Here is a 6,327-nt window from a genome sequence, read left to right on the forward strand (position 1 = left end):
GGGTCGCTGCACCAGTCGCTCCAGCTGCCGGCGTAGAGCCCGCTTCTTCCGAGGCCGGCCAACTCCATGGCAATGATGTTGGGAACGGCGCTGACGCCGCTGCCGCAATGGTGTACCACGGTGGCCGGGTCGCGGCCGGCCAGCAAGGTTTCAAACTCGGCCTTGAGCTGGACTGCCGGCTTGAACTTTCCGTCGGGCCCCAGGTTCTGGCCGAAGGGGCGGTTCAATGCGCCGGGGATGTGGCCGGCCACCGGATCCAGCGGCTCCACCTCGCCCTTGAAGCGTGGCGTGGCGCGTGCATCAACCAGTGTTTGTGCCGGGCGGCCCAACTGGCTCGCCACGGTCTGGGCCGATACCAATGTGGCTTTTTCCGGCGCCAGGAGGAAGCTGGCCTGGAAATGCGCAGGTTCTTCGCCGCTGTTGACGGCGCCGCTGGCGGCCTGCCATGCTTGCAGCCCACCGTCGAGCACCGCCACGTTTTCATGACCGGCCCATTTGAGCATCCACCACAGGCGCCCGCAGTAGTYGGCGCCGTTGCGGTCATACACCACCGCCTGCATGTTGTTGGCAAAGCCGACGCTGGAAAGCCAGGTGGCGAACTTCTCGCGGTTGGGCAGTGGGTGGCGTCCGCCCGACGCGGGTGTATCAGCGCCGCTGGCCGTGATCACGCCATGGGCGCCCGCCACGCCGTGCTTGGCACTCAATGCGGTGTCCAGGTTGGCATACACGGCGCCGGGAAGGTGCGAGGCGAGGTACTGCTCCTGGCCGGCGTTGGGCTTCATCAGGTCGAAGGTGCAGTCGAAGATACGCAGGGGCTTGGCCGATGCGATCAGGGCTTGCAGTTGTTCGGCGGAAATCAGGGTGGTGTAGCTCATGGAAAACTCCTTAATGCTCTTCAGCCGGGGCATTCGGCGCAGCGCGGGCGCGCAAAACAGTTGCGGCAATCGCGCTGACGATGATGAGGCCCATGCCGGCCCAGCCGATCAGGGGGATATTGTCGCCAAACAGGATCAGGCTGTAGATAGCCGCGAACACAATGCCCGAGTACTGCAGGTTGGCCACCATCAGCGTGCCGCCATGGTTTTCAGACATGGAATAAGCCTTGGTCATGGACAGCTGGCCCAGTGAAGCCAGGATGCCGATAGGCGGCAGCCACAGCGCGTGTTCCCAGTTCCAGGGTGTGATGCCCATGACGCACATGCCGAGCGCGCCGGCAACCGCCGTGCCCACGGCAAAATAAAACACGGTGCGCGTTTCGGGCTCGCCCATGCGCGAAATCGCCATCACCTGCATGTAGGCAAAGGCAGCACCCAGGCCGGACATCAGGCCCACCAGCCCGGCAAAGGTCTGGTTCTGGTCGATGGCGGGGCGCAGCAGCATGACGACGCCGGCAAAGCTTGCCAGGATGGCCATGACCAGAGGCCCCTGGCTGGGCCCTTTCTGGCCGGCCTTGCCCAGCATCAGCGCACCGCCGACCAGGAAGGCCGCAATCCACACGCTGCTCATGTAGTTGAGCGTCATGGCGGTCGCCAGCGGCAGATGGGCAATCGCATAAAACCAGGCTGACAGCGACATCACGCCAATCACGCTGCGCCAGGCATGCATGGACGGGTAGCGGGTGGCCAGGGTGATGCCGCGCGCGCGGGCGTAGGCGGCCATGAAGACGATGCCCAGGGTGCCGCGGTAGAACACCAGTTCGGCGCTGTTGAAGTGTTCTGACGCGTACTTGACGCAGACCCCCATCGTGGCAAACAGGAAGGAGGAAAGAATCATCCAGACGGCTTGCATCGATTTTCAGGGGAAGGAGTTATGAGTGGTAAAAGAGGCTGGGATCCGCAATGGCTGTGCGCAAACAGCTATCAAATAAATAGCAGTTCCGGTGCCGTCAGATCATCTGCGTGGTTTTGCTGGCGCCCATTTCGCGGCGGTACCACTCGTGAAAGTGCTGCATGCCGTCTTCCATGGGGCTTTGGTAAGGCCCGAACTCGTTGTCACCGCGAACCATCAAGGCCTTGCGGCCGGCGTCCATGCGCAGGGCGATCTCATCGTCTTCCACGCAGGTTTCCATGTAGGCGGCTTGCTGAGCTTCGATGAATTCACGCTCGAAGGCGCAGATTTCTTCGGGGTAAAAAAACTCGACCACGTTGAGCGTCTTGTCGGGGCCCTGTGGATGCAGCGTGCTGACCACCAGCACATGCGGGTACCACTCAACCATCACGTGCGGGTAGTAGGTGAGCCAGATGGCGCCGTATTTGGGCGGCACTCCCTTGCGGTACTGCAGCACCACGTCATGCCATTTCTTGTAGGTGTCGGTGCCAGGCTTGCCCAGCTTGTCCGACACGCCCACGGTCTGCACGGAGTAGTCAGGCTCAAGTTGCCAGCGCAGGTCGTCGGTGGTGACGAAGCCGCCCAGGCCGGGGTGGAAGGGGCCGACGTGGTAGTCCTCCAGGTAGACCTCGATGAAGGTCTTCCAGTTGTAGTTGCACTCGTGCAGGTGCACCTTGTCGAGCTGGTAGCCTGAAAAGTCGAGGTCGGCGTAGGTGGCCAGCTGCGACATCTCGGCCGCCACGTCGCGGCCGGTGTCCTCGAACACCAGGCCATTCCAGGTCGTGGTCTTGTAGCGGTTCAGGTTCAGGCAGGGGTCGATCTCGAAGTGCGGCGCGCCTATGAGTTCGCCCGAGGTGTTGTAGGTCCAGCGGTGCAGCGGGCAGACGATGTTGCTGCCGGTATTGCCGCGGCCCTGCAACATGGTGGATTGGCGATGCCGGCAGACGTTGGAGATCAGCTCGATGCCTGAGGCGTTGCGCACCAGCGCCCGCCCTTCGCCCTCATGCGGCAGGGCGTAATAGTCGCCCAGGTGGGGCACGGCCAGTTCATGGCCCAGGTAGCGCGGCCCGCGGGCAAACAGCTTTTGCTGCTCCCGCTGGTACAAGCCCGCATCGAAGTAGCTGGAAATGGGGAGCTGGCTGGTGGCCTGCAGGAGACGGAGGCTGAGATCAGACATGCAAATTTCGGTGAACATGCCTCCGCGCCAAGGCGGTGGAGGCTGTTGACAAGCGGGTAGGCAGGCTGAGCGACAGCCCACGGAGAAAACAAGGCCGGATATCCCGCAGCAGGGGCACTGCTGTTGTCGAGAACTGTTATCAATTGTACCCGCGCAGGCCTTTTTGCGGGTCTTCGCACGCCGCCGCCGGATAATAGAGATGTATGGATTCGTAGTCCCGGGCGCCGGGGCCGCAACCTGCCTGCAACGGCCTAAAATCAGCCTTCATCCAAATGACCATGGCCAAAAGTCCTTCGTCCACCGCTGCTGCCTCCGCTTCCGTTGTTCCGGCATTGCCCGCCAGCTATGAGGCCGCATTGCAGGAACTTGAAGGGCTGGTTGACAGCCTGGAATCCGGGCAGCTGCCGCTGGACCAACTGCTTACCGGCTACCAGCGCGGTGCGCAGCTGCTGAAGTTCTGCAGGGACAAGCTTGAGGCCGTGGAAACCCAGATCAAGGTGCTGGAAGGCACGGAACTCAAGCCGTGGGTGCAGGAATAACCGGCGCATTGCAGGCAGAACATTCCTTCACCCCCTAAAAAAGAGACCCACGATTGAACGCCCCTGAAAAACTGCCTTTGTTTACCTTGAGCGCCTGGAGTGCCGGGCAGCTTGCCAATGTCGAGAGCGCCTTGTCGCGCTGGGTTGCCTGCCCCAGCGACGCGCCTGCGCCTGCGGGCTTGGGCGACGCCATGCGTTATGCCGTGCTCGACGGTGGAAAACGCCTGCGGCCCTTGCTGGTCATGGCGGCCTGTGAGGCCGTGCAGGGCAATGCGCAAGCCGCCCTGCGGGCTGCCTGCGCGGTAGAGCTGATCCACGCCTATTCGCTGGTGCACGACGACATGCCCTGCATGGACAACGATGTGCTGCGCCGCGGCAAGCCCACGGTGCATGTCAAGTTCGGCCAGGCTCAGGCACTGCTTGCCGGCGACGCCCTGCAGGCGCTGGCATTTGAATTCCTCACGCCGCCCGACGATTCAGTTGATGCGGCCACACAGGCGCGCCTGTGCCGCATGCTGGCTCAGGCGGCCGGTTTTCAGGGCATGGCCGGCGGCCAGGCCATTGACCTTGCCAGCGTGGGCATGCCGCTGACGTCCGTCCAGCTGCATGAAATGCACCGGCTCAAAACCGGTGCGCTGCTGCAGGCCAGCGTGATGATGGGCGCGGCCTGTGGTGCTGCGACACCGGCCGCTCAAGACGCCTTGCGCGATTACGGCGCCGCCGTCGGCCTGGCTTTCCAGGTCGTTGACRACATCCTCGACGTCACCGCTGACTCCGCCACACTGGGCAAGACGGCCGGCAAGGACGCCGCCCAGGACAAACCCACCTTTGTATCGCTGATGGGGCTGGAAGACTCCAAAGCCTATGCGCAGCAGCTGCTGGGCAAGGCACTGCGCAGCCTGGATGCCAGCGGGCTGGGCCACACCGATGCCCTGCGCGCACTGGCGGACATGCTTGTGAACCGTCATCATTGAAGCCGTCATCAGGATTGAATACCKCGGACCGGGAAACCGGCCTTGCCATAAACAGCGACACCACGATGTACCCATTGCTTGAAACCATCAACAGCCCCGCCGACCTGCGGAGCCTGCCCCGCGTTGACCTGAAACCCTTGGCCGACGAACTGCGTGCCTACGTGCTTGACAGCGTTTCAAAAACCGGCGGCCACCTGAGCTCGAACCTGGGCACGGTGGAGCTGACGGTGGCCCTGCATTACGTCTTTAACACCCCCGAAGACCGCCTGGTGTGGGACGTGGGCCACCAGACCTATCCGCACAAAATCCTCACGGGCCGGCGCGAGCGCATGGACAGCCTGCGGCAGTTTGGCGGCCTGTCGGGCTTTCCGCGCCGCGACGAAAGCCCCTACGACACCTTCGGCACGGCCCACTCATCGACCTCGATTTCCGCCGCACTGGGCATGGCGCTGGCCGCCCAGCAAAAAGGCGAAGACCGCCATGCGGTGGCCATCATTGGCGACGGTGCCATGAGCGCCGGCATGGCCTTCGAGGCCCTGAACAATGCGGGCGTGCATGACCATTGCAAGCTGCTGGTGGTGCTCAACGACAACGACATGAGCATCAGCCCGCCGGTGGGCGCGCTGAACCGTTACCTGGCCCAGCTGATGAGCGGGCGTTTTTATGCATCCGCCAGGCACATGGGCAAGCAGGTGCTGCGCGTGGCACCGCCGCTGCTGGAACTGGCCAAACGCCTGGAGTCGCACGCCAAGGGCATGGTCGTGCCTGCCACGCTGTTTGAAAACTTCGGCTTCAATTACATCGGCCCCATCGACGGCCACGATCTCGAGTCGCTGGTCCCCACGCTGGAGAACATCAAACACCTCATGGACACCAAGGGCGGCCCGCAGTTCCTGCATGTGGTCACCAAAAAAGGCCAAGGCTACAAGCTCGCCGAAGCCGACCCCATCGCCTACCACGGCCCCGGCAAGTTCGATCCGGCCATGGGGCTGCAAAAGTCCACCGCACCGGCCAAGCAGACCTTCACCCAGGTGTTCGGCCAGTGGCTGTGCGACATGGCCGAGCACGACAGCCGGCTCGTCGGCATCACGCCGGCCATGCGAGAGGGCTCGGGCATGGTTGAGTTCCACAGGCGCTTTCCTGAACGCTACCATGACGTCGGTATCGCCGAGCAGCATGCGGTGACGTTTGCCGCGGGCATGGCCTGCGAAGGGCTCAAGCCCGTGGTCGCGATTTACTCCACCTTTCTACAGCGCGGCTACGACCAGCTGATCCACGATGTGGCCCTGCAAAACCTGCCTGTCGTGTTCGCGCTGGACCGCGCCGGCCTGGTCGGCGCCGACGGCGCCACGCATGCGGGCGCCTATGACATTCCTTACCTGCGCTGCATTCCCAACATGAGTGTGGCATGCCMCGCCGATGAAAATGAATGCCGCATGCTGCTGAGCTCGGCTTTCGAGCAAAACCATCCGGTGGCTGTACGCTACCCGCGCGGCGCCGGCGCCGGCATCAAGCCGGGAACCGGACTGGAAGCGCTGCCCTTTGGCAAGGGCGAAGTCCGCCGCGAAGGCGCAGGTGTTGCCATCCTGGCTTTCGGCACCTTGCTATACCCGGCCCTGCAAGCCGCAGAAAAACTAGGCGCCACAGTGGTCAACATGCGCTGGGCAAAACCGCTGGACACCGAGCTGCTGCTCAAGGTGGCAGCCAACCACCAAGCCCTGGTGACGGTGGAAGAGGGAGCCATCATGGGCGGTGCCGGCAGCGCAGTCAGTGAAGCCCTGCAGGCCGCAGGCATCGCGAAACAGGTGCT

Annotated in this window: 6 protein-coding genes; 3 read left to right on the forward strand and 3 right to left on the reverse strand. The window is 63.3% G+C overall.

All coding sequences use genetic code 11. From position 1 onward, the window contains the following. From AC1D1X_RS13025 to AC1D1X_RS13035, 3 genes are all read right to left on the reverse strand, one after another. Positions 1 to 875 (reverse strand): sulfurtransferase (locus AC1D1X_RS13025; RefSeq protein WP_477698414.1); only part of this gene is annotated, 875 nt, incomplete at its 3' end. Between the two features lie 10 nt (positions 876 to 885). Next, a complete protein-coding gene (locus AC1D1X_RS13030) occupies positions 886 to 1,788 on the reverse strand; it encodes a DMT family transporter (protein WP_477667993.1) in 903 nt (300 codons plus the stop codon). Between the two features lie 97 nt (positions 1,789 to 1,885). Beyond that, positions 1,886 to 3,004: an aromatic ring-hydroxylating oxygenase subunit alpha gene (locus AC1D1X_RS13035; RefSeq protein WP_477667992.1), complete on the reverse strand. Its 1,119-nt coding sequence runs from the start codon at positions 3,002 to 3,004 to the stop codon at positions 1,886 to 1,888. Positions 3,005 to 3,282: 278 nt separating this feature from the next. Here AC1D1X_RS13035 and AC1D1X_RS13040 point away from each other — a divergent pair, with 278 nt between their 5' ends. From AC1D1X_RS13040 to dxs, 3 genes are all read left to right on the forward strand, one after another. Further along, positions 3,283 to 3,543, forward strand: coding sequence for an exodeoxyribonuclease VII small subunit (locus AC1D1X_RS13040; protein ID WP_477667991.1), 261 nt, complete (start codon positions 3,283 to 3,285; stop codon positions 3,541 to 3,543). Positions 3,544 to 3,596: 53 nt separating this feature from the next. After that, positions 3,597 to 4,517 (forward strand): polyprenyl synthetase family protein, encoded by a 921-nt coding sequence (locus AC1D1X_RS13045; protein WP_477698415.1) that lies wholly within the window; start codon positions 3,597 to 3,599, stop codon positions 4,515 to 4,517. Between the two features lie 65 nt (positions 4,518 to 4,582). Further along, positions 4,583 to 6,327: 1-deoxy-D-xylulose-5-phosphate synthase (gene dxs / locus AC1D1X_RS13050; RefSeq protein ID WP_477698416.1), on the forward strand; the 1,745-nt coding region annotated here is incomplete at its 3' end.

The organism is Polaromonas sp. P1_G4, from assembly GCF_056405475.1.